The following is a 22,195-nucleotide window of genomic DNA, read 5'->3' as shown; positions in this document are numbered from 1 at the left end:
AGCGAGCGGAATGGCCGGATCCGACTCCTTGTGGTCACAGGCCCCGCCAAAGGTTGCCTTGAGCTGGGAAATCTCTTTCAGGCCATCTCGTGGTGCGGTAGGCATTGATCAGCGGACGGGTAACACGGGTGCTCTGGCGCCCAAGGCCTGTCGGCCACGGTGACGGCGACAGTGACCTCAGCAGTGACGACCGCAGCGCCAGGGACGCCCGTCGATGAGCCTCACGCGTGCCCGGTCTTGGCGGAGGCGAGCTTCCCGTACGGGAAGCTCGCCTCCGCCAAGACCGGGCATTGCCTAGTGCCAGTTGCTGATCTTGACGTCGTGCGGCGCCGGCTCTCCCTCGCCGGTTTCGACGAGCTTCTTCAGGCTCATCAGGAAGGTCGCCCACTTGGTGCTGCAGTGGTACATGAACTCCACCGGCTCCTTCCAGCCTTCGTGCCGGAACAGCACGATCGTGAAGCCGTCCTCCTGCTTGAGCTCGAAGCGGATCTGCGTGCCGATCCACTCCTCGGGACCGCCGACAACCTCCCAGAGCACGCGCTCGGCGGGCTGAGCCTCCAGGACCTTCATGTCGAACCCGCCGGGTTCGAAGCGGAACCGGATCACTCCCCCGACACTGCCGTCGCCGTCCGTGTCCTGCGTCCACCAGCTCGCCAGCCCATCGACCGTGGTCAAGGCTGCGTAGACAGCGTCGGGAGACGACGTGACTCCGATCCTGTGCAGGATGTCCACCATCTCGATACCTCATTCCCGTGTAGCGCCCGCATTCGGGCGGGGTTCATCAGCGCCGCCACGGATGCGGCGACGTCCGTTTCATGAGGGGTCAGCCCTCCTGGCTGCGCTGGATTGCTTCGGCGATCTGCTTGATGCGACGCAGCCGGGCGTCCCAGGTGGCCCCGACCGACGACAACTGCGCGACCGCGCGGGCGAGTTGGGCCTCGTCCACCTCGTAGAGGCGCTCGCGTCCGGATGGCGTGACATGGACCAGCCCGACCCGGCCGAGTACACCGAGGTGTTTGGAGACCGCCTGCCGCGTGACCGGCAGCTGCTCACTCAGCGTGGTCGCCGTCCCGCCGCCCGTCAGCAGCAGGTCGAGCATCCGCCGCCGGACGGGGTCCCCCACCGCCGACCAGAGCTCGTCGTCGATGGTGACGCTCATGGCGTCGACACCAGCCGAACGACGTACGTGACGAGGCGGGGCAGGAAGTAGTCCCAGCCGGTGACGTGCTCGCGGTACTGCTCCTCGAGCACGGCCGCCTCCCAGCCCTTCTCCCGGAACCCCGCCTCGGTGAAACGCAGCAGCGTGCCCGCACCGGACGGGACCAGCACGAAGGTCACCAGGAGTGAGTTGGCCGACGTCGCGGCCTCACCCTCGTCGTACACCCACCGGAAGGAGAACCGCCGGGGCGGGTCGGCTTCCACCACCGTGACTGGTACGACCTGCGCCTCCGGCGTAGTCCTGTCGCCAAATGAGATGACTCCGGTGGCGCCGGGCACCGGCTCGAGCTCTGCCTCGTCCGGCCACCACTCCCGCAGGTGTTCGGGCCTGCTGATGACCTCGTAGACCACCTCAGGCGGGGCCTCGATGTGGATCTCCCGCTCGATGCTGCCGTATTCCATCCCGCTCCCTCCTCATGCAACCTTTGGTTGCGCATTACCGTAGGGCATTCCTCCAGCATGCGCAACCAACGGTTGCTCCAAGGATCCCCGGCAACAGATCAATCACCTGCGTCGCCGCGCCATCGCTGCTCCTCGTACTCGACACGCGCCTCGATCGCCGCCTCGCGTCTCGTCCAGCGCGGCCCCCTCGCACTGGACCGCATCCAGGGCGCCCGAACAGCGAGCGCGCCACCCCTGCGTACGCCGGGTGCCGGGACACCTCGGACTCGGTGAGGTCCCTGGCATCAAGCACTCGCCAAGTGGCAGTCAGCTGAAAGCGTCGGTCGTGCAGTCCAGCCGGCAGTCGGCGGCCTCATGGCGCTGGCGGAGGGCGGCAGCTGCCTCCTCCCGCTCCGCGAAGAGTCCGTAGTGCTGGCACGCCGCCCTGGTGACGTCTCCGACCGTGACGATGGCCGGTTCGCCGCCTGCGGCCCGGCGGCGTGCTTCGGCGATGGCCATGTCCGCAGAACGCAGCAGGTTCCTGGAACGGTCCCGGGTCACGGCCGCCTGGGCCCGGTTCACCGAGACGGGGCGCAGGACACGTCCCCGCCAGAGGAAGCCGGCGGCGACAAGTACGAGACCGAGCGCTACGAATAGGAGTCCACCGGGTTCATGAGCACCTATCCAGTCTTCACCAGTCGCGTGGTGATCGTCATGCCGCTTGGTCCAGGACGTACTCATCACGACGCGCGGGCAGATGGCCTGCTCGTCGTCCCGGTCGAGGGTGTCGGTAGCAGACGGATTCGCGAGGCGCGTCAATGAGGGACCTGTGTGTCGCCACGGTGCCGGTCCGCTTGGCCGGCAGCGAGTTCCACGAGGGCACGGACGCAGAGTCGGGCTCCGGCGGGGTGGCGGAACGGCTGGTCAAGGCTGAGGGTGTACCGATTGTGCCGTCCGACCCGTCCCCGGCGCAGGTAGCCGCCTTCCTCGAGGTCGGCCACGACAGCCTGGACGGCGCGCTCGGTGATCTCGCAGGAAACAGCCAGATCCCGCAGCCGCGCGCTCGGCTCACGTGCGATGGCTGCCAGCACCCGCGCGTGATGGGTCAGGACAGTCCATCGCCTGTCTGGGCGATCCATGGTTCAACAGCCTCGCTCCACTGACGGATCCCGCCGAAGAGGCCGACAGTGTCCAGCCTCTTCAGGCCGCGTTCGTCGGGTTGGCCGATCCGGCGGCGCGGCGGTGTTCGGCGTTGATGCGCTGGGCTTCTTCGAGCTGGTCTTCGAGGATGATGATGCGGCAGGCGGCCTCGATCGGGGTGCCCTGGTCGACGAGTTCCCGGGCGCGGGCAGCGATGCGCAGCTGGTAGCGGGAGTAGCGGCGGTGACCGCCCTCCGAGCGCAGCGGGGTGATCAGACGGGCTTCGCCGACGGCACGCAGAAAACCCTGGGTGGTGCCGAGCATCTCGGCGGCCCGGCCCATGGTGTAGGCGGGGTAGTCGTCGTCATCGAGACGGCCGTACGAGTCGTCTGCTGTCATCGCACCTCTCTGCGGAACGCGTGGAGGGGCCCTGGCGCCATTGGCGCCAGGGCCCCGAAGGAACTGCTACACCATCTGCCGACCCTGATACTGCGCCGGCCTTCTGTGTCCGCACGCCCACCCGGGAGAGGGCGGGGAATGCGGGGATCGCGGTTGCCTGACCGGAGACCACCTCACTATCGATGTCCTGCGGTACCCGGGCTCAGCATTTTGCCCGGGCGATCCTGATGGCGCTCGGCTCCTCCGTTCTTCCCTCTTGATCAACACTTGCCAACGGGGACTGCGTACTGCTGGTCCTGCGAACTGCTCTGTACTGCTGGTGATGCGAACTGCTGGTGGCCTGGGTGAGCGCCACTCTTCGGCAGCCAGCCCCGTCGCCCGTCCTGCGTCTGCTCTGGCTTAGAACCCCACTGCCGAACCTCCCGGCACGCGCGCCCGCAGCCGACGCCTTCACCGAGGTGCTGCTCTCCTACTTCGCTGCTGGGTACTGCGCACTGCACTTGCAGGTACTGCACTTGCGTTAACTGCGGTCCTGCTCACGGCGGCCCCTGATCACTGCGGGCCACCCGGTCCGGTCGTCAGCCCCGTCGCCGTCCTGCAACAACCCTGGCTTCGGAACTCCACCACCGCACCGTCCTGCGGTACTGCAACTGCGTACTACTGCCCGGCAGTTCGTGTCTGCCGGGCCCTGCTCGATCTCGGCTACGAGAGAAACCATAACCACACCACCACCCAATGTCTACTCCGGCCAACATAGATTTCTGTGAGCTCGGCAGCGAGATAATCGGCCTCGTACAGTGACGGGGCGGAGGCAAGACCGTGAGCGTTCTCCTCACCCGCTAGCCCCAGGTCACCGCCGACGGTGACCGGTGACCGGTGACCCTGCCAAGGATCAAGTGCTCAGCGTCAACAGCTCAGCCCGGACTGCGGTATCGGCGGCGCACAGAAGGCCACCAGTGCTTCTGGCCAACGAACTGACTGCCGAACGCGTCGATCGCGGTGCGCACCGCTTGGGCGTGGTCCCACTCCGCGTCGCACTCGCCGGTGGGCGTACGCCAGGACCGCACCAGGCTCTCCGCCGTCTCCGCTACCGCCTCCGGCACCGCGAACACCCGGCACAACGGGGCCAGAGAGCGGCACAGAAGCGTGCCGTCACCCAAGAGGCGGACCAGGGCGTACGACTAGGGTCTGTTGCGAACGTTGATCTTGATCATTGATGATCGTGTCTGTGGGACGTGGGGATCTGACGAACGGCCAGTGGGCCCGACTTGGGCCGCTGCTGCCGCGAGGCATCAAGTCCGGGCCGTCCGCCGGTATGGACTCGGCGGCAGCTGACAGACGGCATACGGTGGCGGACCCGGACGGGTGCTCTCTGACGTGACGTGCCGGAACGCTACGGGCCGTGGGACCGGGTCTATGACCTGTTCCGGCGCTGGCAGCGCGACGGCACCTGGGCCCGGATCGTCACTCAGCCGCAGGCCGAGGCGGCTGCCAAGGGCCTGATCACCTGGGACGTGAACGTCGACTCCACGGTCTGCCGGGCCCACCAGCACGCGGCTGCGGCGGTGAAAAGGGGGATCTCCGGAACGAACCGCCCGGCGGGATCACCGTCGTGCCGGCCGACCACGGGCTCGGACGCTCCCGGGGCGGCCTGACCAGCAAGATCCACCTCGCCGTCGAGCAGGGTCAGAAGCCGCTATCGGTGGTGATCACCGCCGGACAGCGGGGTGATTCGCCTCGGTTCGAGCCGGTCCTGGAAGCGATCTGGGTGCCCCGGCTCGGAGTCGGCAGGCCGCGCAAACGGCGGCCGGACCGGGTCCGGGCCGACAAGGCGTACGACTCCCGCAGCCCTCGCGCCTACCTGCGCAGACGCGGGATCAAGGCCACGATCCCGGTCCCGACGGACCGCGTCCGCAACCGCCTCAAGCGCGGATCGCGAGGCGGACGGCCGCCCAAGTCCGACAAGGACGACTACAAGCAGCGGCACGCGGTCGAGTGCGGGATCAACCGCCTCAAGCGCCACGGGGCGGTAGCCATGAGGTATGACAAGCTCGCGGTCCGCTACGAGGCGACCGTGCTGGTCGCAGTCCTCAACGAGTGGCTGTGACCAGCACTTTCACAACAGACCCTAGTGCTCTGTCCATGGACGTTGGCCGAGTCGGACAGGCCCGGCCTCGTTCATGACGGAGGCGACGAGGCAGGGCAGGCTGTCGGGACGGCAGATCCTGTTCGGGCACGTCGTTTGACCGAGGACGAGGGTCGCCGACTGCAGCAGATCGTGCACCGCGGGACCGGCTCGCCGATCCGATCACGAAGAGGATCGAGTGCTTGCAGCAGGCAGCGGATCATCGACTTCACCTCCGGCCAGGGCGACGGCCGCCATCCCACCGTCCAAAGTCATGGCTGCTCTGCGCAACGCCGCCATCGGCGCGTCACGCACCGCCGGAATCACCGCCATCGACGCCGGCACCGAACTCACGCCCGCGACAGCAGCCGCCCACTGGCCCTCCTCGGCATCACCTCCTGTAGTCGCTGTCTCCGTCGTCACCGTCAAACCCTGCGCTGCGGACGGTGCGACTCAGTGCGCTACGCGACCGGCCGGACCGGCGTAGGCCGCTCAACACGTCCGCCGCCATCAGGAGTACGACTATGGCGAAGTGAGCCCTCGCCCGTCCGCGCTCGGGTCGCGGTTGCGGCGCGGCCCGCGGCGGCTTGCCCACCTCCCACTCCGGCGCCCGCGCTCGCATGTGGGTGGGCAGCGTGGTGTACCAGGGCGCCGGGGCGTGCCCAGCCCGTCGTGCGTGTGTGTGCGCTGCTCTCATGGCGCTCTGCGGGTCCACCTCGACCCGCTCAGCGCACGCCTTGCACACCACGTGGCCACCTGCACCCCTCCCGCCGCTTTGGTCCTGGCGCCCATCGTCCCAGTCGTCACGCCCACACAGGGCGGCCCCGGTTCTACCCGCGCCGACCACGATCAGCGCGTGGACGGCGGCGGCCACCTCGCGGGCCCGGGGCGTCGGGTGGACAGCGACGCGGCGGGTTGTTGCGCCTGCCCCGGGCACGCGCCTCGCCGTCTACGCGGCGGGGGTGAGTTCGGCGCGGCCGAACAGCAGGGCGTAGCCGGTGGGGAGCTGTTGCAGGATGCGGGTGATGAGGTCGGGGCCGGCGTGGGTGGCGAGGGCGGAGAAGACGGATCCGGTGTCCCAGCGGGTGGTGGCCAGGGAGGCGCCGGTGCGGGCGGCGAGGTCCTTGACGAAGGCCCAGCCGGTGAGGGGCTGGGTGTCGGGGATCTGCGCGGTGAGGACGCGGGCGGCCTCCAAGGGCAGACGGGCGGCGAGATCGACGCGTTCGTCGCCGGTCAGCTGGCGCCCCAGCCCCGCCAGGACCAGGCGGACGGCTTCGTCGGCCCGCTCACGGGTGGAGTAGGCGCCTTCGTAGCGGACCTTCTCCAACATCTGCTCATACGCCGTCCCGTACGGCTGCTGGTGCTCAAGCGGTACGCGCGCGTCGGAGATCACTGCGGTGCATGCCTTTCGTGGAGTGGGGCGGCGCCCAGGTGGGCACCACTCGTCATGGTCAGATGGGCTGGGGGCGGCCGAAGAGGAGGTCGTAGCCGGCGGGAAGCTGGAGCAGAATCTGCCCCAGCAGGTCCACGTCGGCTGCGTCGGCGACGGTGGACAGCACGGCGCTGACGTCCCAGGCCGCGGTCTGCCCGGTGGCGCCCTCGATCCAGGCGGCAGCCGCCCGGACGAACCGCTCCGGCGGGAGCGGTTCGGCGCTCTGCAGCGGGTTGAGGAGGATCAGGGCGTAGCCCTCCGGCAGGCGCGCCGCGAGATGGGCGCGGACGTCGCCGACCAGATGCGCGCCGAGGAGGGCGAGCACCACGCGGGCCGCGCGGTCGGCTTCCTCCGTAGTTCCGTATTCGCCGCGTTCCTTTACGTGCTCGAGGAACACTTCGCGTCGCAGAGTCATCTCGGCCGCCGCCTCTTCCTCTTTGGACTGCCCAGGGGGTGCGGAGGGCGGGGTGGAGGGGGAGATCAGGTGCCTGTCCTCCGCACCCGTCCGGCCGGTGTCAGCCGGAGATCTCGTTTCGGCCGGAGCCGACGCCGATGGAGATCTTGCGGGGCTTGGCGCGCTCGGCGATCGGGATGCGCAGGGTGAGCACGCCCGCGTCGTAGTCGGCCTTGATGTGCTCGGTGTCGAGGGTGTCGGCGAGCACGATCTGGCGGGAGAAGACGCCCAGCGGCCGCTCCGACAGCTCCATCTGCACGTCATCGGCCTTCGCCGTCGGCCGTCGCTCGGCCTTGACGGTGAGCATGTTCCGCTCGACGTCGATGTCGAGCGCGTCTGCGCTGACGCCGGGAAGGTCGAAGGCCACCACGTACTCGTCACCCTCGCGGTAGGCGTCCATCGGCATCGCCGACGGGCGGGACCAGGTGCCTGGGCCCATCAGCTGCTGCGCCAGCCGGTCCAGCTCGCGGAAGGGATCAGTGCGCATCAACATCGTGAGAACACCTCCAGCAAGTTCAGGCAGTTGCTGCCAATGCGCTTCACTGACACCGTTGTAGCATGTCATCCAATGGATGACAAACACGGTGTCGTCCATGTGATGACAACCTGAGGGAGGTGTCCGTGACCGCATCCGACCAACCGGCCACGACCAGCAGGAACGCCCACAGCCCGGCGTCGTTCCTCGCCGCCGCAGCGGCCCTCACCGTCATAGACGACGCCCTGCACGACGCCCAGCGAGACTCTCCGGACACCCCGGCTGCTCCCGGTCCCGGGCCGGAGCAGGCGCTGGCCTCCCTGATGCTGCTGCGGCAGGTTCGCGAGCAGCTCGCCGGATGGGAGACCGGCCTGATCGAAACCGCCCGTGACGCGGGCGCCAGCTGGGCCGATCTCGCCCATCCCCTCGGCGTCGCCAGCCGCCAGGCAGCCGAACGCCGCTATCTGCGCGGCCGCCCCGGCCCCGCCGGGACCACCGGCGAGCAACGCGTGACGGCCACCCGCCAGGCCCGGGCCGCCGACCGCACCACCGCCACCTGGGCCCGCACCAACGCCGCCGACCTACGTCGCCTCGCCGGACAGATCACCGCCCTCACCGACCTCCCCGCCGCCGCTCGCCGCCCGCTCAACAAGCTCCACGCGGCCCTCGCCCACGACGACCCCGCCGACCTCATCGCCCCCCTGGCCGCCACCCGCCCCCACCTGACCGCCGCCCACCCCGACCTCGCCGCCCGGCTCGACACCCTCACACCCCCCTGAACCCACCCACTGTTCGGCCATCGCCCGGCTCCACGGCCGGCGAGGCATCGAGAAGGGGAAGGACCCGGCTCCCTCGACCTGCCGGTGATCTCGTCGACGTAGAACACGGAGTGCAGCCTCGTGCGGCTCGTGAGGGGCAGCAAGGTCACCGGCCGGGCAGAACCCGCTGCTTTTTCTCCCAGCGCTGGTACTTCAGACGCCACTGCCAATCCCGGAAACGCCGGTGGGCTCGGCTGATCCGGCTGTCCAGCGCCTGGTATTCGGGATCGGCGAGCCGGACCAGGTCTCCGTCCACGCCCAGGGAGATGCCAAAGAAGCTGCCGTCCTGGAGTTCCTCGTAGAGGGCGACTCCGCTGATGACCACCGTGTTGATCGGCGTGCTCGCCCGGTAGGCGTCCCGGCTGCCGGACCGGAGCCGGGTGCAGGAGTCGTCTTCGTCGTCGAACAGGTCGGAGGTGGCGGGGATGGCGTTGTAGCCGATGTCGTTAACGCCGACGTACCACGAGCGGTAACCGCCGATGTTTCCGAAGTAGTGGTTTTCGAAGTACCCGAAGCGGCGGGCACCGAGCCAGACCCGATGCTCGCTCTGGTCGTCAAGGGCCGCGAAGGAGGTCTTTCCGAGCCGGATCCGTGTCTGGCCGATCAGCACGCCCGGCCGAAACCACCAACTGGTTGTGGTGATCCCGTACATGACCACGACGTCATCCTCCGACCAGGTGACCAGGTAGCCCAGCCATGACAGGGGCCAGGTGCGGACGGTGATCTCCGCTTCCAGGTCCGCGTCGTCGGCTTCCTCCGGCTCAAGAGGGGCGAGACGCGTGCACGTCAGCTTCGACTGCCACTTCGGCTCACCGAGCAGGGCTTCGATGTACTCGTGCCGGACGCCGGGGGCGATCTTGCGGAGGGGCGTGGTGAGGTGGCGCCTGCGGCCGATGGTGCGGCGCCACCCTTCGGTGACCGCCTTGAGGATGGTCGAGGTGGCGACGAGCACACCTGCCAGTGTCCAGACGTTCAGCGTGGTGCTGTACCAGGGCTCGGGATCGGGCTGCATCGCTGAAGGATGCCGCACTTCCATCCGGCAGGCAGCAGTTGGCAGCCGCAGCCAATGCGGGCTCCCCAAACCCGATGCTGCGGGCATAGGTTGGAGCACGCAGGTGATCATCTTTCGGGGGTGGGTGTGGCAGGCCGGGATCTCAGGGCCCTGTTCAGCACAACCGACCGCGGCCTCAATGCACAGGAGGCGTTTACCAACCGTCAGTCCCAGTGAGAGGCCGTCGCGGCCGCGCTCCCCGACCACTTGCGCGCCGTGGCCGACCGGTCCTTCGACGTGGAGGACTTGAAGGCGCCCCGCACCAACGTGCTCGTGTTCCACGGCATCGGCGGCGTCGGAAAGACCACCCTTCCCCGGAAGGTCGAGGCCGCGCTCACTGGTGCCGAGCACCGGCCCGCACAGTGGGGCGAGCCCGCCTGGAGCGGTGAGCGGATCCTTCCCGTACGCGTCGACCTCGCCCGTTCAGCCAACATCAACCTCGAATGGATCGTCCTGACGGTCCGGCTTGCGCTCACCGAACTGGGCCGTCCGCTGCCCGCCTTTGACCTGGCTCTGCGCCGCTACTGGGAGGCGAACCATCCCGGCCAACCGCTGGAGGACTACCTACGCTGCGGAGGCCTGGCCTCCCGGGCCGGGCAGGCACTGCCCCAGCAGATGCAGTCCGCGCTCGCCGACGTCGCCCCGGCACTGCTGCTGTCGATTCGGACCGGTCGGCCACCCAGAGCGGTATCAGCGAGGCGGCGTTCGTAGCGGCTGTGGACCCACTCACTCGGTGCCCCGCACCCCGTACACCACGCTGGAGCGCGGGCCCGTGTCCGGGCCCGGACCACCACCGCCGGATCAGAGACATCAATCGAGACCGCCAGCACATCCGCCAAGTGCGGTAACAGGCAAGGAAGTTCAACAGTGCACAGTCAGATCCTGCCCATGATGCGGACCGGCCGACCACGGCACCCAGATGATCTCCGCCTACGAAAATCTTGCCAGAGCCGCCACATTCGTCCGTACTTCGATACCGCCTGAGACCCAGGTCGGGTGAGCAGGGTTTCGACAGCACGCAGCGTTACTACTCCACAGAAGATGAGTCAGAGACCGGATCACGACGGCGATTTTCATCACTCTGGGAAGCACCCGCCCGGGGCCGAGTCAATGTTCACGAGAACGGACAGCACCCGTCGGCTGACTCCCCGTCCCGGGCAGGGGGTGGCCTTCCTGGGCCTCGGTACCGCGACTGCTGCAGTTGCCGGCGGACAGGCAAGGCAGACCGGTCCGGTCCCTCGGTCCCTCGGTCCCTCGGTCCCTGGGTATCGGTGGACCTTTCGCCTCGCCTGCGGCGCACGCCCGTGGTGCGATGAAACAGGGGGTCGGGAAGGAGAGAGCGATGACCCCACCGGCAGGGGAACGCAAGAGTGGCACGGGCCCTGCGTCGGTCCACCCGCTGGGTGAGGCGGACCTGGATCGGGCCGACGAGATCTTCAGGGTCGCCTTCGGGACATTCCTCGGGGCTCCCGAGCCGAAGACGTTCTTCGGGACCGCCGACTACGTCCGCACCCGCTGGGCAGCCGATCCACAGGCGGCCTTCGCAGCGACGGTCGAGGGCGAAGTCGCCGGATCGAACTTCGCCGCCAACTGGGGCAGCGTCGGGTACTTCGGCCCGCTGACCGTACGTCCGGACCTGTGGGACCAGGGCATCGGCAGGCGCCTCATGGAGCCCGTCATGGACTGCTTCGACACCTGGAAGAACCGACACCTGGGCCTGTTCACCTTCTCGCACAGTCCCAAGCACCTGGAGCTCTACCGCCGGTACGGTTTCTGGCCCCGATTCCTCACAGCCATCATGAAGAAGCAGGTCACAGGCAGTGCCGCAGTCCCCGGCCGAGTGCTGTACGGCCAGCTGCCCGCCGCCGAGCAGCCCGACGCCCTGAGCCTCTGTCGCACACTGACCGAGGCCGTGTACGAGGGCCTGAGCCTGGAACGCGAGATCGTGGCCATGCACGCGCAGGGACTCGGTGACACCATCCTGCTCCAGGGCGCCGGCTCCGAGCTCGATGGCCTGGCCGTCTGCCACTGCGGAGCCGGGTCGGAGGCCGGAGAAGACGTGTGCTTCGTCAAATTCGGAGCCGTACGCCCTGGCCCGGAGGCCGCCAACCGGTTCGAACGACTGCTTGACGCGTGCGAGCGGCTCGCCGCCGAGCGCGGCCTGGGGCAACTGGACGCCGGAATGAGCCTGGCCCGCCAGGATGCCTACCGGCGAATGGTCGACCGCGGTTTCCGCACCTGGCTGCAGGGCGTGACCATGCACAGACCCAACGAACCCGGCTACAGCCACCCCGACGCCTACGTGATCGACGACTGGCGCTGAGACCTCGCCACACTCGGCCCACGAGGAAGGCCCAGTGCTGCCCGAACCCGTGAACATTCCGCGTCGGCGCCGACGGCCAGACGCCTCCCGGACCACTGTCGAAGTGCTGTCCCTTCTCATGAACAGAGCCAGCTCCTTGATCCTGATGTTCCTGAACCCCACCTTCCCGGTGTGGGCTTGAAGCCCGATGAAGTCCGGTGCCGGGTCAGTGGCGGCGGGCTTGCCGCGCCAGGTCTGGGTGTTCGTGAGCACCATGGAGCAACGCCGCAACGTCACTCTCTCCAGCGAGAGGACGACGCCCGGCTCCTCGGAGAGGGACACGGATCAGCTTCCGGTCAGTCCTGCCAGTGCGGCCACCAGGCCGAGGCCGGCGCACACGCCCAGGGTGCGCAGGACGCTCCAGCGCACTCGGAGGATGAGGACGACGGCGACCAGCGCGATGCCGAGGGCGACAGGGCGGAACGTGGCGAAGTCCGGTACTGCGAGGTGCAGCGGGCCGACGGTGTGGTCGTCCACGGTGGTGAAGAGGGTGTGTTCGGCGAAGTACAGCGCGAGGTTGGCGATGACGCCGACGATCGCGGCGGTGATGCCGCTGAGCGCGGAGGAGACGTGCCGGTTGCCGCGCAGCCGCTCGATGTAGGGGGCGCCGAGGAAGATGAACAGGAAGCACGGCACGAAGGTGACCCAGGTGGTCAGCAGCGCCCCGAGCAGGGCGGCCGCCCACGGGTCGAGCGAGCCGGGATCGCGGTAGGCGCCGAGGAACGCGACGAACTGCACCACCATGATCAGCGGTCCCGGCGTGGTCTCGGCCAGCGCCAGGCCGCGCACCATCTCTCCCGCGTTCAGCCAGCCGTAGGTCTGCACGGCCTGCTGGGCGACGTAGGCGAGCACCGCGTACGCGCCAGCCGAAGGTCACCAGGGCGGTGCCGGAGAAGAACAGCCCCTGAGTGGTGAACACGCTCCCCGTTCCGGTGAGGGCGGCGACGGCCGCGACCGGGACCGCCCACAACAGCAGGCCGATCAGCAGGATGCGCAGCGTGCGACGGCGGCTGGGCCGCTCGTGGTGCAGGGCGTCGTCGGGGATCAGCGGGGCCGGCCCGCCGTCGCCGGAGTCGTGGGCGGTGGGCTTGATGACGCCGGGGGCCCGGCGGGCGATCAACCATCCGGCTGCCCCGGCGACGACGATCACCACTGGGAACGGCACCTGGAACAGGGCGAGTGCGGCGAAGGAGGCCACCGCGAGCCCCACCAGGAGGGGGCGGGTGAGGGAGCGGCGGCCGACCCGCCACACCGCCTGGGCCACGATGGCCACCACAGCGGGGGCGAGCCCGGCGAACAGTCCGGTGACCGCGGTGGTCGTACCCAGGCCGACGTACAGCGCGGACAGGGCGAGCAACGCCACGACGCCGGGCAGCACGAAGAGAGTGCCGGCGGCCAGACCGCCCCGGGTGCCGTTGAGCAGCCAGCCGGTGTAGATCGCGAGCTGCTGGGCCTCAGGGCCGGGCAGCACCATGCAGTAGCTCAGGGCGTGGTTGAACCGCTGCTGGCCGATCCAGCGCTTCTCCTCCACCAGGGCCCGCTGCATCACGGCGATCTGTCCGGCCGGGCCGCCGAAGGTCTGCAGCGAGATCGCGAACCAGGTCCGCAGTGCCTGGCGGAACGGTATGAGATCGCCGCGGTCGGGTGGTGGCTGTTGCGGGGCCGGGTGGTCGGTGGAGGTCATCCGCGGAGGTCTCCGTCCCTGGACTCTCAGAAAAGTGCAACCATGGTTACATCGCAATATGGTGCGGTGGAAGGGAGCGCGGTTGCCGTGCGGATGAAGAGTTTGTTGCGGCCGTCGGCCACAGCCGGTCGGCCTGCTCCCCGTACCCTCGTGGCGATGGGAAACCAGCGCCGTCCGGGAACCCCCGCGTGACCGATCACGAACAGCCGCCCACGGCTCTGCCCGACCGCCCGGGCCAGTGGGTCCTGTTGTCCTACCGTCTGCCGCGCGAGCCCTCGACCCCGCGCATCACCGTCTGGCGCAAGCTCAAGCGCCTCGGTGTCGCCCAGATCAGCGACGGCCTGATCGCCCTGCCCGCGGACGCCCGCACCCGCGAGCAGCTGGACTGGATCGCCGAGGAGGTCACCGACTCCGGCGGCACCGCCACCGTGTGGATCGCCCACCCGGCCGCACTCGCCGAGGAACGCAAGCTCGCGCAGGCCATGGCCGACGCCCGCGCCGCCGAGTACGAGCAGGTCCGCGCCCAGGCCCAACAGGCCCGCCACCAGCCCGACGACGAACGGCAGCGCACCCTGCGCCGACTCCGCGCCGAACTGCGCCGCATCAACCGCCGCGACTACTTCCCTCCACCGCAACGACGCACCGCCGAAACCGCGGTGGCCGCCCTGCAACCCGCCAACACAGGGACCACCCCTGCTCCCGAAGAGAACTCCGCATGAAGTGGGCCACCCGCGCCGGCATCCACATCGACCGCGCCGCCTGCGCATGGCTGATCCGCCGCTTCGTCGACACCGACGCCGAGTTCGTGTTCGTCGCCGACCCGGCCGAGGTCCCCGCCGACACCACCCCCTTCGACATGCGCGGCGCCGAACTCGGCCACCACCACGGCGACTGCAGCTTCGAAACCATCCTCCGCCGCTACGACCTCACCACCGACGCGGCCCTCAAGCGCATCGCCGCGATCATCCACGAAGCCGACCTCGACGACGAACGCTTCGACGCCCCCGAAGCCCCCGGCCTCGACGTCGTCCTGCGCGGCCTGTCGATGATCGGCGACGACGAACACACCATGACCGTCACCAAGCCGGTCTTCGACGGCCTGTACGAGTACTACCGCCGCGCCACACTCCTGGGCCGCGAACCCGCGTGACGTAAAAGCAGCGGGCCTTCGGCCTTGCCGCTCGCCGCGCCGAATCCTGGCGCGCACGGGGCTGTCGAGAAGGGCTGGCCGCTCAGCCGGCCAGCCCCGCGTCGTCGCCTTCTTGGGTTGTGATTTGACTCGGTCGGCGTTATGCATGAGTCATGCATAACGCCGACCGAGTGTCGAACCTTCTGGGCGCTGCTGCGCTGGCCATCACTGATCGGACGCTGGCTCGTATCGCTGATGCGGCGGGGGTCAGTGCAAGCGCCGCGGCCGCCGTGGTCGTTTTGTCGACCTCGCCGGGCTTGGGCGTTACGGAGCTGGGACGCAGGATCGGACTCTCTCAGTCTGCGACTGCCCGCATGGTCGACTCTCTCGAAGCGGCAGGTCTCGCCCGACGCGACCCCAGCGCAGGGCGGCTGGTGCAGGTGACGCTGACGGATCATGGTCGGCTAACAGCCTCGAAGGTGCTCCGCGCGCGCGACGACGCTGTGGCTGAGGTGCTGTCCGGCTTCGACGGCGAGGAAACGACCGCTCTTGAGAGCCTGCTTTGCAAGCTGCTCGCACGCCTGTACCACGGCGTACAGAGCGCTGATCTGCTGTGTCGGCTGTGCGACAGGAGTAGCTGCGTCGAGGGCGCTGCGTGCCCGGTCGGGCAGGCCGAGCGCGACGAGGCTGGCGGGTGACGCTCGATGGGTGTTCTTGCGGCGCTGGGCTCGGCGATTTGCTACGGCGTGGCCGACTTCACGGGGGGTCTGCTGTCTCGGCGCGCGTACTTCGTGGTCGTCGCCCTCGCCGGACAAGCCGGGGGCCTGGTGCTGGCGCTGGTGACCGCCCCTTTGTTGTCCAAAGGCGTCCCGGACGTCGCCGAACTGGCGTGGGGTGCCGCGTCGGGTGTGGGCACGGGGATCGGGATGATCTTCCTCTACCGCGGAATGAGCCGCGGGTCGATGAGTTTGGTAGTGCCGGTCAGCGCCGTCACCGGCGTGGCACTGCCGGTCCTCGTTGGCGTCCTGCTGCTGGGCGATCGCCCGCAGGCTCTGTCCTGGTTCGGACTGACCGTCGCCGTACCTGCGCTGTGGCTCGTGAGCCGTACCGGTGACGGCAACCGCGAAGGACTGGGTTCGGCAGCGTCGAGCGACGGCCTCATAGCAGGGTGCGGCATCGCACTGCAGTACCTCGCTCTTGTGCAGGCTGGAGGAGGCATATGGCCGGTGGCCGCGGGCCGCCTCGCCGCTGTGATCACGTTGCTCCCCCTGGCCGCGCCCACTCGCAAACGTCCTCGAATCACGACGCGGAACCTGGTCGGCGCCGTGGCCACGGGTATGACAGCTGCCCTCGCGCTCATCCTCTACTCGCAAGCAGTTCGACAGCAGCTCACTGTCATCGCTGTGGCTCTGTCCTCTTTCTACCCCGCGATCCCTGTTCTGCTCGGCATCACGCTGCTGCGCGAACGCCTTGGAAGAATCCAGGTAACCGGTCTCGTAGCTGCAGGAGTTGCCATTGCCCTGCTGGCTCTCGGGTGAGGTGAATGCGGCACCAACCAGTTTCATGACGTCCGCAGTCGATCAGGGGGTGAGTCTGCGGTAGTTGATGAGAATGGCGGCGATCGCGGTGAAGGTCAGAAAGCGCTCTGGTTCGCGCTCGTAGCGGTCGTGCAGACGACGGCATCCGGCTAGCTGGGACAGGTATCGCGTTCTCCGTACTGGGAAACGAAATCCCAGATATCCGGCCCGAGCACTCCGGCAGCGGTCAGAAAGAGTCGCAGGCAGCCGACCGCACACCACCGCCGTTTGAATCGCACGCCATGCGGGAGCATCTCGACCCGGAGACGAAGAAGCGTGTCGAGGGCAGGCCCACCATGGACAAGGGCCGACCCGCCTGGGCAGGTGAGGAGATGCCTGTCCTGGCGGCTACTCACCATGAAGGGGCGGGCCTGGGCCTTGGGTTCCAGGAGTCGTTGCACCACCGCAATCGGGGGTACCCGTCATATCCCGTGCTTGAGACGGCAGGTACGAGGAAAGCTGGCGGCCATCGGTCTGTCACAGTCACGCTTCGGAAGTGATCACTCGTGTCAAAGCCAGTCACGCTGACGGAACTTCACCCCCACCGCACCACCACACTGCACCACCGTACGCACCTGGTCCGCGACGGCCGCCCTGCCGTACCCCTCGACCTGGAGTTGCACTACACGTCCCTGGACCCGTTCGCCGTCCGCATCAGCCTCAAACCCGACGGCGCCTCGATCCAATGGTCCCTGTCACGAGACGCTCTCCTGCTCGGGCTGCGCCGCCCTGAGGGGATCGGCGACGTGGCCGTATGGCCCGTCCAGCAGGCGGACGGCCGTGGATGGCTGCGTATCCGGCTCGGGCCTCTCAGAAGCTGCGCCGTCTTCCAGATGGAACTAGACGTGATCTCCAACTGGCTGGACGTCACCCTGCAACTCGTTCCCCAGAACACGGAGAGCCACCACCTGAACTGGGACGACTTCCTCGCGCCTCTGCTCGACCAGGACTGAGCTTGCCCCGAAACCCGGTCCGACACCTTCTGCCCCTGCCTCTTGGTGGGCGGAACGACTGAGGGCTTCGCCGTGGCAAGAACGCTGCCCACGTCATGACGCGGAGCCCACAAGCGAAAGACACCCTTCCATGCCGGAGAACGCTGCCTTGCGCAAGAAGGTCCGCGTGCAGTCTGAGCAATTCGTGACGGAGGGGCGCCGTTTCGAACCTGAGATCCGCTCTGGCGAGTGTCACCGCCCACCCACCGCCAGGTGATGCGGCCGTCCGGCAACTGGTCGACGATCTCGATGTCGAACTCGCCGCACCCCGCCGATCCTGGTGGTCCAGTGATTGTGCCGCTCGTCGAGCTGCCGGGCCTCCTCGACGCCTACGACTTGTGCGAGGCACCGAGCAGCCGGCAGAGCCGTACGAAGCCTCCGGCCCGGCCGTCCAGAGGCGTCGGTCGGCTTTCGCGGGGAACTCGTCCGGTCATCGGCACCAGGACTCCCGCGCCGACCAGGGTGGAGTTGCTCCGGTGCCCCAGCCCTGGACCAGTGAGGTGTTCACCGTGGAAAGCCGAAACGACCCTGATGACGTCGCGCTGTCGTCGCACGAACTCCTCGCCCTGGGGCGCATCGAGGCGGAACTCCGCCAGGACCGGCGCCTGGTCCGGCGGATGCGCCACCCGATAGCCCGGCCGTGGCTGCCCCTGTCGGTGGCCGCCCTGACGTGGACGTCACTGCTCCTCCTCGTCATGGGAATTCTCACCTCCAACGCGGCCGCCCTGTGGTGCCTCATCGCGCTGTGGCCCATCACCCTCCTGCTGGCTTTCCGGATGCTGCGCCGTCCGGCCGGCGCCGAGGACCGCACCAGGTCATGGCCGTGAACTCCGCGCCGTCGCCAGGCGGTTCGCGGCGGCGGGTCCGTTTGCGCGACAGCGACCTCCACAGGCCGGGATCACCCGGATCCGCTGCGGGCGAGGGTTTCGCTACGTCGATCCCGGCGGCCGCTCCATCACCGACCGAGCCGAGAAGCAACGCCTGCGCGACCTGGCCGTACCGCCCGCCTGGGAGGACGCGTGGATCTGCCCCGCGGCCAACGGCACATCCAGGCGACCGGCACCGACGCCGCGGGGATGTGCTGCTCGACCGGCCAGACGTCGCGCTCGGGCGACACGGCGTACAGCGAGATCGCGCTGTGTACGAGGCATACGCGCACTTCATGATGAGCACCAAGGGATCGACACGGGCGAGCAGCCCAGGACCACCGCACTCCTGACTCGGTCATCATCAGCGCGTTGGCCCCAGGGCCTTGGTCCAGCTGGTGCGTCCGATGCCCGTCCGCAGGTGAGAACGTCCTGTCCGGCACAACGAACCCCCGCACGATCCGCTTCCCAGCGCCCTCCGCCGCTCCCCGGACACCGCTCACGCCCCTGTTATGCACCTCGGATCACGGGGTACTCGCCAAGGCGCTCGGAGATCCGCCGCCACATGCTCCACCTGGGAGAGACCATGCCGGACTTCGGATGCTTCCTGTCGGGCGAGGAACACAGCCCGGCGGAAATCGTCGATCAGGCCCGGATGGCCGAGCAGACCGGTTTCGACGCACTCCGGATCGCGGACCACTACCGCCCGTGGGTCCATGGGGCTGCTGTGACGGAGGCATTGGGTCGTCGCGTCAGGTTCTCGTAAGAACTCGCCGCGCTGAGCCGCGACTTCGGGAGGGCTGGGTTGGCTGATGACGCCCGCGACGCTGGAATCAACCCTCACCCCGACTGCGGTTCGCAGGCGTGCGGTGGTACTACGCCGCTCCACAGGGCGCCGGGCAGGTGCGTACGTGGGGTCGGCCTCCGTTGCCGCTGACGTGATGACTGCCAGTCCCAGGAGGCTGTCGGGCCGGTATCGCGGCGCTGCGCAGGCCGAGGGCGCCAGGACGTCGCGTTCTTCTTGACCGGGCTCGTATACGCGGGCCCCGATGCATGGTGAACCATGCAGGTTCGGGTCAACGTAGTTGAAGCGGGAGGCGTACTGACCAGTTCTTACGAGAGGTTGACACGATCATCAACCAACTCCGCTCAGGCTCCTGAAGCGGCAAGCCTGGCCCCTCGCCACCGGACCGGAGTGGCGGTGGCAGAACCGCGAGGAGTCGAGCATGAGCAGGCCCAACGGGCGCGACAACCACAAGCCCGCAGCACCGAGTCCACTGAGTGTCATCGGCGGCGGATATCTGGCGACCGCAGCCGTCCGAGCCACTGCGGCCGTTGCCCCAGCCGACCATCCAGTCCGTTCCGCCACCGAAGCGGACCACGCCCTCGCCGTCCAGGACGACAGCTGACACAGACCGTCGGGAGTTACCGGCAGCCAACGCCGGTCATCCGGGGCCCAGTGTCGGCGGCTGCCACACCGTAGTGACCTGCCACATGTCCCTTCTGGTCGCATCGACTTCCTGCAGCGGTCGAAGACGCGTGGAGCGGCGATCCAGCCGAGGACATGTGCGCCCGCTCCTTGTGGCGCCGAGGCGAGGGCTGTACAGGAGGGTCATGTAGTAGGCGGCCACAGCCGGGGCTCGGTCCAGGCGGTCGCGTTGCCTTCCACGATGCCGGATCGGTAGATGTCCAGCACCTGTTCGGCATGGGCTGCGGCACGGTCACTCTCCGGTCACGTGATCGCCCGCTGGGTGGCGGGGCAGCATGCCGGTCTCGCCGGTGGGTCGCTCAACCACGGTCCCCCAGGCGAGCAGCGCGAAGCCCAGGGCGAAGCCGAGCATCGTCCATACGCCGCGTGGCCAGAAGATGTGGCTGTCGACGAAGGACCAGCCCGCCGCCAGGAGCACCACCGTGCCGGGAAGTACTCGGACACCGTGTTTCGCGAGCAGCGCGACCGCGGTGGCCGCGATGGCGCCGATGAGGGCGTAGGCGCCGGCCTGCCCCAGCGCCTCACCCGTGTCGTAGAGCGGGCGCTTGACCGGTCCGAGGCTCGCTGTCGCGCCGGCGTGCTCGACCGCGGTTCCGGCCGCGATGCCCGCGACCGCGTCGAGGCCCGTGTAGAAGGCCGCGTAGACGAAGGCACCCGCCCAGGCCACCACGGTGGCGAAACCCGCGAGGCCGAGGCGGGGCCGGTGCCACAAAGGAACCAGGAGACCGACCGTGAGCAACGGAAAGACCGGCAACAGTACGATGTGAAGGTGCGCCCAGTCCGCGGCCGTCGATCGGGACAGCCCATGCGGATGCGCGATGCCCGCCGCAGCCAGGACCAGTGGGGCGGCGGTGACGAGAGCAATGCGTCGGATGGTCGACATGCCTGCGAGCGTAGGTGCGTGAGGGCATCCGAAACAGCCGCGTAAGAGTTCCGTAAGACGCTTGCCGTCCTCAGACCGAGTGACTCGGTGATTCGCGAACACAGGGCTTGCCGGGCACGAGAACCCGCGCCCGGCGAGGAGGTTTCGTCGCCTGCCCGCGCCAGGGGTAAGCCCTGTCGTCCTGCCACCAGGACCGTGTTACAAGAGTCTGACGCGGCCACCGTTCCGCATCGGCACACCGCTCCCACTGGCCACTCTGGTGTCGTCCACAGCCGTGTACCGCACTGCGCCGACACAGAGGAACGGGACATAGATATGCACAGCAGCCGCAAGACCCACCGTCGCACGAGCCGGCCCGCCGACATACATGGCGGTCACCGGGTGAAGTCCAGGACACGGCGCATCGTGGTCGGCGGCGGGGCCCTGGCCATCGCCGGGGCCGCGACGGTGGCTGTGTCACTGGCCTCGGCGAGCCAGTACTCCGGGAGCACGGCCGGGGCCGACCATGCGGTCTTCGTCCAGGGCAACGAGCTGGACGGCAACACCATCCATGTGTTCGCGCGGGACGACGACGGCAAACTGAGTCCCTCGGAGACCTACGCGACCGGCGGCCAGGGCGGTGACCAGGTCGACGCACCCACAGACTCGCTCGCCTCCCAGGGCTCACTCGTCTACGACGACCCTTCGGGCATGCTGCTGGCCGTCAACGCGGGCAGCGGCACGGTGACCTCCTTCCGCGTCGAAGGGCAACAGCTCAAGGACCGACGCGTCGTGCACTCCGGCGGCAAGTTCCCGGCAAGTATCGCGGTGCACGGCACGGTCGCGTACGTCATGAACGCCGGCGGCGAGGGCAGCGTCCAGGGCTTCAGGGTCACCAGCAAGGGACTCAAGCCCCTGAAGGGGTCCTACCGTTCCCTGCGCCTGGACAACGAGGATATTCCGCGCTTCGACACCTCGCCGGGTGAGGTCGAGTTCGCCCCGGACGGGCGCAATCTGATCGTCACCACCAAGGGGAACAACACCGTCGAGGTCTTCCCGATGAAGCCGAACGGCCTGCCGGCCGTCGCCGACCCCGTTGTCAACGAGTCGGCCGGCGGCGTGCCGTTCGCGATCAGCTTCGACAGGACCGGGAAGCGGGTGCTGGTCGCCGAGGCCGAGAAGTCCACTGTCACCACGTACCAGGTGAAGCTCGACGGCAAGCTGAAGGTCCTTCAACAGCCCCTGGCCAACGGCCAGGAGGTCCTGTGCTGGCTGGAGCGCGCGGGCGACTTCTTCTACGGCGGCAACACCGGAAACTCCACCGTCACCGGATACCGCATGGACAAGCGGGGCAAGCTGGCCCTGACCAACGAGGTGGGCATCGCCACCCCGCCCTCCGCCAACTCGCAGGGCGTCATCGACCTCGCCGTGACCGAGGACGAGAAATTCGTCTACGTCCAGAACGCCGTCTCCGGCACCGTCGACGGCTTCCGCGTCGAAGCCAACGGTGCCCTCACCAAAGTCACGACGGCCGAGGGCCTGCCCGCCTTCGACGAGTCCGGCATGGAAGGCATCGCCGCCGTCTGACACCGGGACACGACCGTCACAGAGAGCCCCATCCAGACGCACAGACTTCCGCGGCCGCCCGGAGGGTTCCTCTAAATCGGAGAGCCGCCGTCCACAACGGAATCCCCAGGCCCTGAACTGGGGCTTCTCGTGGACCGGGTGACGTTGAACGAAC

At 68.5% G+C, this 22,195-nt stretch carries 26 protein-coding genes and 5 pseudogenes; 15 read left to right on the top strand and 16 right to left on the bottom strand.

What is annotated here, in order from left to right:
• Positions 1-294: 294 nt before the first annotated feature.
• From QF035_RS51330 to QF035_RS51300, 7 genes are all read right to left on the bottom strand, one after another.
• Positions 295-735 (bottom strand): SRPBCC family protein, encoded by a 441-nt coding sequence (locus tag QF035_RS51330; protein ID WP_307529677.1) that lies wholly within the window; start codon positions 733-735, stop codon positions 295-297.
• Between the two features lie 88 nt (positions 736-823).
• Positions 824-1,159: an ArsR/SmtB family transcription factor gene (locus QF035_RS51325; protein ID WP_307529675.1), complete on the bottom strand. Its 336-nt coding sequence runs from the start codon at positions 1,157-1,159 to the stop codon at positions 824-826.
• Positions 1,156-1,620, bottom strand: a complete 465-nt coding sequence (locus QF035_RS51320; RefSeq protein WP_307529673.1) for an SRPBCC family protein — start codon at positions 1,618-1,620, stop codon at positions 1,156-1,158. The genes QF035_RS51325 and QF035_RS51320 overlap by 4 nt, the downstream gene beginning before the upstream one ends.
• 306 nt (positions 1,621-1,926) lie before the next feature.
• Complete coding sequence (locus QF035_RS51315; RefSeq protein ID WP_307529672.1) at positions 1,927-2,418, bottom strand: hypothetical protein; 492 nt, start codon at positions 2,416-2,418, stop codon at positions 1,927-1,929.
• Positions 2,415-2,690: a MarR family transcriptional regulator gene (locus tag QF035_RS51310; RefSeq protein ID WP_307529671.1), complete on the bottom strand. Its 276-nt coding sequence runs from the start codon at positions 2,688-2,690 to the stop codon at positions 2,415-2,417. The genes QF035_RS51315 and QF035_RS51310 overlap by 4 nt, the downstream gene beginning before the upstream one ends.
• A gap of 109 nt (positions 2,691-2,799) precedes the next feature.
• A complete protein-coding gene (locus QF035_RS51305) occupies positions 2,800-3,138 on the bottom strand; it encodes a MerR family transcriptional regulator (protein ID WP_307529670.1) in 339 nt (112 codons plus the stop codon).
• A 914-nt stretch (positions 3,139-4,052) separates the two neighbouring features.
• Positions 4,053-4,241 carry a hypothetical protein gene (locus tag QF035_RS51300; protein ID WP_307529668.1) on the bottom strand — a complete coding sequence of 63 codons (189 nt, stop codon included), beginning with the start codon at positions 4,239-4,241 and terminating at the stop codon, positions 4,053-4,055.
• Between the two features lie 125 nt (positions 4,242-4,366).
• On the opposite strand from QF035_RS51300, the pseudogene QF035_RS51295 reads away from it, so the two are divergent.
• Positions 4,367-5,245, top strand: a pseudogene (locus QF035_RS51295) (IS5 family transposase).
• 967 nt (positions 5,246-6,212) lie between these two features.
• Here QF035_RS51295 and QF035_RS51290 read toward each other — a convergent pair.
• The 3 genes from QF035_RS51290 to QF035_RS51280 all read right to left on the bottom strand — a co-directional run bounded on the left by QF035_RS51290 (position 6,213) and on the right by QF035_RS51280 (position 7,642).
• A complete protein-coding gene (locus tag QF035_RS51290; RefSeq protein ID WP_307529666.1) occupies positions 6,213-6,656 on the bottom strand; it encodes a DUF2267 domain-containing protein in 444 nt (147 codons plus the stop codon).
• 58 nt (positions 6,657-6,714) lie between these two features.
• Positions 6,715-7,110 carry a DUF2267 domain-containing protein gene (locus tag QF035_RS51285; protein ID WP_307529664.1) on the bottom strand — a complete coding sequence of 132 codons (396 nt, stop codon included), beginning with the start codon at positions 7,108-7,110 and terminating at the stop codon, positions 6,715-6,717.
• Between the two features lie 100 nt (positions 7,111-7,210).
• Positions 7,211-7,642, bottom strand: a complete 432-nt coding sequence (locus QF035_RS51280) for an Hsp20/alpha crystallin family protein (protein WP_307529662.1) — start codon at positions 7,640-7,642, stop codon at positions 7,211-7,213.
• A 128-nt stretch (positions 7,643-7,770) separates the two neighbouring features.
• Here QF035_RS51280 and QF035_RS51275 point away from each other — a divergent pair, with 128 nt between their 5' ends.
• The gene (locus tag QF035_RS51275) at positions 7,771-8,403 is read left to right on the top strand and encodes a type III effector protein (protein WP_307529661.1); all 633 of its coding nucleotides are present in this window, start codon (positions 7,771-7,773) and stop codon (positions 8,401-8,403) included.
• A 145-nt stretch (positions 8,404-8,548) separates the two neighbouring features.
• Here QF035_RS51275 and QF035_RS51270 read toward each other — a convergent pair whose 3' ends face one another.
• The gene (locus tag QF035_RS51270) at positions 8,549-9,454 is read right to left on the bottom strand and encodes an ETEC_3214 domain-containing protein (protein ID WP_307529659.1); all 906 of its coding nucleotides are present in this window, start codon (positions 9,452-9,454) and stop codon (positions 8,549-8,551) included.
• Between the two features lie 255 nt (positions 9,455-9,709).
• On the opposite strand from QF035_RS51270, the gene QF035_RS51265 reads away from it, so the two are divergent.
• Positions 9,710-10,204 carry a hypothetical protein gene (locus QF035_RS51265; RefSeq protein ID WP_307529657.1) on the top strand — a complete coding sequence of 165 codons (495 nt, stop codon included), beginning with the start codon at positions 9,710-9,712 and terminating at the stop codon, positions 10,202-10,204.
• A 631-nt stretch (positions 10,205-10,835) separates the two neighbouring features.
• Positions 10,836-11,816, top strand: a complete 981-nt coding sequence (locus QF035_RS51260; RefSeq protein ID WP_307529655.1) for a GNAT family N-acetyltransferase — start codon at positions 10,836-10,838, stop codon at positions 11,814-11,816.
• Between the two features lie 324 nt (positions 11,817-12,140).
• Here the strand turns inward: QF035_RS51260 and QF035_RS51255 are convergent, their stop codons facing one another.
• Both QF035_RS51255 and QF035_RS56020 read right to left on the bottom strand, forming a co-directional pair.
• Positions 12,141-12,707, bottom strand: coding sequence for a chromate transporter (locus QF035_RS51255; protein ID WP_307529653.1), 567 nt, complete (start codon positions 12,705-12,707; stop codon positions 12,141-12,143).
• A 328-nt stretch (positions 12,708-13,035) separates the two neighbouring features.
• Positions 13,036-13,539, bottom strand: a pseudogene (locus QF035_RS56020) (chromate transporter); the annotation flags it as partial.
• Positions 13,540-13,727: 188 nt separating this feature from the next.
• Here QF035_RS56020 and QF035_RS51245 point away from each other — a divergent pair.
• The 4 genes from QF035_RS51245 (at position 13,728) to QF035_RS51230 (ending at position 16,206) form a co-directional block, all read left to right on the top strand.
• Positions 13,728-14,258 carry a Chromate resistance protein ChrB gene (locus QF035_RS51245; protein WP_307529649.1) on the top strand — a complete coding sequence of 177 codons (531 nt, stop codon included), beginning with the start codon at positions 13,728-13,730 and terminating at the stop codon, positions 14,256-14,258.
• The gene (locus QF035_RS51240) at positions 14,255-14,689 is read left to right on the top strand and encodes a chromate resistance protein ChrB domain-containing protein (RefSeq protein ID WP_307529647.1); all 435 of its coding nucleotides are present in this window, start codon (positions 14,255-14,257) and stop codon (positions 14,687-14,689) included. Before QF035_RS51245 ends, QF035_RS51240 begins: the two co-directional genes overlap by 4 nt.
• 152 nt (positions 14,690-14,841) lie before the next feature.
• Positions 14,842-15,366, top strand: coding sequence for a MarR family winged helix-turn-helix transcriptional regulator (locus QF035_RS51235; RefSeq protein ID WP_307529645.1), 525 nt, complete (start codon positions 14,842-14,844; stop codon positions 15,364-15,366).
• 6 nt (positions 15,367-15,372) lie between these two features.
• Positions 15,373-16,206, top strand: a complete 834-nt coding sequence (locus QF035_RS51230; protein ID WP_307529643.1) for an EamA family transporter — start codon at positions 15,373-15,375, stop codon at positions 16,204-16,206.
• A 42-nt stretch (positions 16,207-16,248) separates the two neighbouring features.
• Here the strand turns inward: QF035_RS51230 and QF035_RS51225 are convergent.
• Positions 16,249-16,395: pseudogene (locus tag QF035_RS51225) on the bottom strand (IS5/IS1182 family transposase); the annotation flags it as partial.
• Positions 16,396-16,751: 356 nt separating this feature from the next.
• Between QF035_RS51225 and QF035_RS51220 the strand changes: the two are divergent.
• A complete protein-coding gene (locus QF035_RS51220; RefSeq protein WP_307529642.1) occupies positions 16,752-17,198 on the top strand; it encodes an SsgA family sporulation/cell division regulator in 447 nt (148 codons plus the stop codon).
• 212 nt (positions 17,199-17,410) lie between these two features.
• Here the strand turns inward: QF035_RS51220 and QF035_RS51215 are convergent.
• Positions 17,411-17,567 (bottom strand): annotated as a pseudogene (locus tag QF035_RS51215) (SRPBCC family protein); the annotation flags it as partial.
• Positions 17,568-17,746: 179 nt separating this feature from the next.
• On the opposite strand from QF035_RS51215, the gene QF035_RS51210 reads away from it, so the two are divergent.
• The 5 genes and pseudogenes from QF035_RS51210 (at position 17,747) to QF035_RS51195 (ending at position 19,512) form a co-directional block, all read left to right on the top strand.
• A complete protein-coding gene (locus tag QF035_RS51210; protein ID WP_307529639.1) occupies positions 17,747-18,064 on the top strand; it encodes a DUF3040 domain-containing protein in 318 nt (105 codons plus the stop codon).
• Positions 18,065-18,134: 70 nt separating this feature from the next.
• A pseudogene (locus tag QF035_RS56015) lies at positions 18,135-18,224 on the top strand (hypothetical protein); the annotation flags it as partial.
• Between the two features lie 32 nt (positions 18,225-18,256).
• Complete coding sequence (locus QF035_RS51205) at positions 18,257-18,403, top strand: hypothetical protein (protein ID WP_307529637.1); 147 nt, start codon at positions 18,257-18,259, stop codon at positions 18,401-18,403.
• 286 nt (positions 18,404-18,689) lie between these two features.
• Entirely contained in the window at positions 18,690-18,869 is a 180-nt protein-coding gene (locus tag QF035_RS51200) for a hypothetical protein (protein WP_373466881.1), read from the top strand.
• Positions 18,870-19,329: 460 nt separating this feature from the next.
• Positions 19,330-19,512, top strand: a complete 183-nt coding sequence (locus QF035_RS51195; RefSeq protein ID WP_307529636.1) for a hypothetical protein — start codon at positions 19,330-19,332, stop codon at positions 19,510-19,512.
• A 312-nt stretch (positions 19,513-19,824) separates the two neighbouring features.
• Here QF035_RS51195 and QF035_RS51190 read toward each other — a convergent pair whose 3' ends face one another.
• Positions 19,825-20,475: a hypothetical protein gene (locus tag QF035_RS51190; RefSeq protein WP_307529634.1), complete on the bottom strand. Its 651-nt coding sequence runs from the start codon at positions 20,473-20,475 to the stop codon at positions 19,825-19,827.
• A 381-nt stretch (positions 20,476-20,856) separates the two neighbouring features.
• Between QF035_RS51190 and QF035_RS51185 the strand changes: the two genes are divergently transcribed.
• On the top strand, positions 20,857-22,041 hold the full coding sequence (locus QF035_RS51185; protein WP_307529632.1) for a lactonase family protein: 1,185 nt from the start codon (positions 20,857-20,859) through the stop codon (positions 22,039-22,041).
• Positions 22,042-22,195: the final 154 nt, after the last annotated feature.

The sequence above is a fragment of the Streptomyces umbrinus genome (assembly GCF_030817415.1).
In the GTDB taxonomy this organism is placed as follows: domain Bacteria; phylum Actinomycetota; class Actinomycetes; order Streptomycetales; family Streptomycetaceae; genus Streptomyces; species Streptomyces umbrinus_A.
The sequence above is the reverse complement of the archived record's forward strand: the minus strand, read 5'-3'. Positions and strand labels throughout refer to the sequence as shown.

Bases quoted from the DNA above. Each gene is read 5' to 3' on its own strand.
- QF035_RS51330 (WP_307529677.1), bottom strand. From the start codon at position 735: ATGGTGGACATCCTGCACAGGATCGGAGTCACGTCGTCTCCCGACGCT.
- QF035_RS51325 (WP_307529675.1), bottom strand. From the start codon at position 1,159: ATGAGCGTCACCATCGACGACGAGCTCTGGTCGGCGGTGGGGGACCCC.
- QF035_RS51320 (WP_307529673.1), bottom strand. From the start codon at position 1,620: ATGGAATACGGCAGCATCGAGCGGGAGATCCACATCGAGGCCCCGCCT.
- QF035_RS51305 (WP_307529670.1), bottom strand. From the start codon at position 3,138: ATGACAGCAGACGACTCGTACGGCCGTCTCGATGACGACGACTACCCC.
- QF035_RS51285 (WP_307529664.1), bottom strand. From the start codon at position 7,110: ATGACTCTGCGACGCGAAGTGTTCCTCGAGCACGTAAAGGAACGCGGC.
- QF035_RS51280 (WP_307529662.1), bottom strand. From the start codon at position 7,642: ATGTTGATGCGCACTGATCCCTTCCGCGAGCTGGACCGGCTGGCGCAG.
- QF035_RS51270 (WP_307529659.1), bottom strand. From the start codon at position 9,454: ATGCAGCCCGATCCCGAGCCCTGGTACAGCACCACGCTGAACGTCTGG.
- QF035_RS51260 (WP_307529655.1), top strand. From the start codon at position 10,836: ATGACCCCACCGGCAGGGGAACGCAAGAGTGGCACGGGCCCTGCGTCG.
- QF035_RS51240 (WP_307529647.1), top strand. From the start codon at position 14,255: ATGAAGTGGGCCACCCGCGCCGGCATCCACATCGACCGCGCCGCCTGC.
- QF035_RS51235 (WP_307529645.1), top strand. From the start codon at position 14,842: ATGCATAACGCCGACCGAGTGTCGAACCTTCTGGGCGCTGCTGCGCTG.
- QF035_RS51230 (WP_307529643.1), top strand. From the start codon at position 15,373: ATGGGTGTTCTTGCGGCGCTGGGCTCGGCGATTTGCTACGGCGTGGCC.
- QF035_RS51200 (WP_373466881.1), top strand. From the start codon at position 18,690: ATGCCGGACTTCGGATGCTTCCTGTCGGGCGAGGAACACAGCCCGGCG.
- QF035_RS51195 (WP_307529636.1), top strand. From the start codon at position 19,330: ATGAGCAGGCCCAACGGGCGCGACAACCACAAGCCCGCAGCACCGAGT.
- QF035_RS51190 (WP_307529634.1), bottom strand. From the start codon at position 20,475: ATGTCGACCATCCGACGCATTGCTCTCGTCACCGCCGCCCCACTGGTC.